This is a genomic window from Novosphingobium sp. KN65.2, assembly GCF_001368935.1.
Classification (GTDB): Bacteria; Pseudomonadota; Alphaproteobacteria; order Sphingomonadales; family Sphingomonadaceae; genus Novosphingobium; species Novosphingobium mathurense.
In genome coordinates this window covers 1-1,872 of sequence record NZ_CCBH010000120.1, presented here as the reverse complement: position 1 = coordinate 1,872, position 1,872 = coordinate 1, and the positions used below count along the sequence as shown (strand labels likewise).

At 61.9% G+C, this 1,872-nt stretch carries 3 protein-coding genes and 1 pseudogene; all 4 read right to left on the bottom strand.

The window, feature by feature from the left end:
* Nucleotides 1-478 (bottom strand): annotated as a pseudogene (locus SPHV1_RS04295) (conjugal transfer protein TrbE); the annotation flags it as partial.
* Nucleotides 475-807 carry a conjugal transfer protein TrbD gene (locus SPHV1_RS04290; protein ID WP_026149854.1) on the bottom strand — a complete coding sequence of 111 codons (333 nt, stop codon included), beginning with the start codon at nucleotides 805-807 and terminating at the stop codon, nucleotides 475-477. The pseudogene SPHV1_RS04295 and the gene SPHV1_RS04290, both read right to left, overlap by 4 nt.
* An 18-nt stretch (nucleotides 808-825) precedes the next feature.
* Entirely contained in the window at nucleotides 826-1,206 is a 381-nt protein-coding gene (locus SPHV1_RS04285; protein ID WP_006964400.1) for a TrbC/VirB2 family protein, read from the bottom strand.
* Nucleotides 1,207-1,219: 13 nt separating this feature from the next.
* A partial coding sequence (trbB, locus tag SPHV1_RS04280) for a P-type conjugative transfer ATPase TrbB (RefSeq protein WP_054944813.1) occupies nucleotides 1,220-1,872 on the bottom strand: 653 nt, incomplete at its 5' end.

Genomic DNA, 1,872 nt, shown 5'->3' with positions numbered 1-1,872 from the left:
GAGGGAAGTAGGTCGCGGTAATGACGAAATAGCCCTCATACATGGTGCCGAGGGACTGGAATAATTCGCGCCTTTCCTGATCTATGGCGTCCGTCACCGGGTCAGGAAAATGCGACAGACCCGCAGCCGAGTAGGCGGCAGCAGGGCGGCGCGGCGCGTCAACGTGGATCATCCAGCCATTGCCCAGCCCGGCGAGAGCTTGGTTGATCCGAAAGCTGACCATATCGCGCTGGCGGTCGGTGGAGCTGGCGTTATCGTCGCCCTCATAAATCCACGCGGCCATGAACGAGCCGTTCTTGCCGACGATTACGCCATCATCGACCATCGCCCCATAGTTGAGCAGATCGGCAAGCCCTTCATCCTTGGAGCGATACCGGGCCAGCTTGCGTTCGGCCGCGTTGGCGAAGGACGCAAAGGCGAGGACCGCGAGCAGGGCCGCCCCGAAGATCGCTATGACGACAGCGATTGTCTGGATCATTTTTTCTTCCCCGGTTGCCGGTAGCGGCGGAATTGCAGGCGGCCGTTCTTGCGGAAGGGCGTGGAGTGAGCCGGGTAGTAGGGGCGATAGGTGCGGTGCCGCATGTAAACGAACCGCATCAGCGGGTCCGATTTCGCCATGAGACGACAGGCCCACACGCCTGCAAACCAGATCAGCAGGCCAGCGGCCCACGCCTTCAAGGAATTGATGGCCGGAACGATCAGCGCCATCGACGCTAGGCCCGTGAGCATGACCAGCTCGCGGTCCCCACCCAAAAACAGATTGTTGCGGACGCCAGAGCGGCGAATAGGCACTGATCGCAGAGCCATGTTGACCGGCCCTCCCCTTTAGCCTGCCAGCGCGGGCGAAGCGGTGCCGGTAATCACCGCACCGCCGCCCGTGATGGAGGACAGGACCGAGTTAGCGCCGACGAGCATCGAGGCGACGAGGACGATCAGCAACAGCGTTCGCACAAAGCCGTTGAGATCGCCGCCGAAGATCAGGACACCACCGGCAACGACGATGCCGACGAGGGCGAAGGTATAACCGACGGTGCCGGTCATCGACTGGCGCACCTTGGTCAGATAGGATTCGTAAGGCAGGCCGCCCGTGGTATCCGAGGCCCAAGCCGCGTGAGGCCAGAGCAGGAGCATGACGAGCGCCAGCCCCAGCATACCCCATATGAGCGCCTTACGGCGGGCGGCGGCGTCATTCCAAAACAACGTCATATGTCATGCTCCTTCACAGTTTGCGCAAAATGTATTTCCCATCCACGAAGCCCCCGACTTCCAGCAGGCTTTCAATGCGGCGACCCTCTGGCGTGCGCGCGATGTGGACGATCAAATGCACCGCATCACCAATCAGCGGCTCAATCGGCCGTGGTGAATCGGGGTGCATACTGATGAGCATTTGGAGCCTGCTAAGGCCCGCTTCGGCGTTGTTGGCGTGCAGCGTGGCCGCTCCGCCCTCGTGGCCGGTGTTCCACGCCATGAGCAGGTCGAGGGCTTCCGGGCCGCGCACCTCGCCCACTAGGATACGATCGGGCCGCATCCGCAGCGTGGTTTTGAGCAGCGCCGTCATGGTGATTTGCGGGGACGTGTGGAACTGGACGTAGTTTTCAGCGGCGCATTGAATCTCGCCGGTATCTTCAATGATTACGAGCCGTTCGGTCGGGTCCGCGTCCACCATCCCGTTGATAATGGCATTCACTAGCGTTGTTTTGCCGCTGCCGGTGCCGCCAATCACCAGAATGTTGCGGTGCGCGCGGATAGCCTCATGGATGAGGCTGCATTGCTCCGCCGTCATAATCCCGCCCTCCACATATTGTTCGAGGGTAAAGATCGCCACGGCGCGTTTTCGGATGGCGAAGGTCGGCGCGGGGCCGGCCGGGGGGG

What these genes read in the sequence shown, in the direction of transcription:
- SPHV1_RS04290 (WP_026149854.1), bottom strand. Translation starts at nt 807, where the DNA reads ATGGCTCTGCGATCAGTGCCTATTCGCCGCTCTGGCGTCCGCAACAAT.
- SPHV1_RS04285 (WP_006964400.1), bottom strand. Translation starts at nt 1,206, where the DNA reads ATGACGTTGTTTTGGAATGACGCCGCCGCCCGCCGTAAGGCGCTCATA.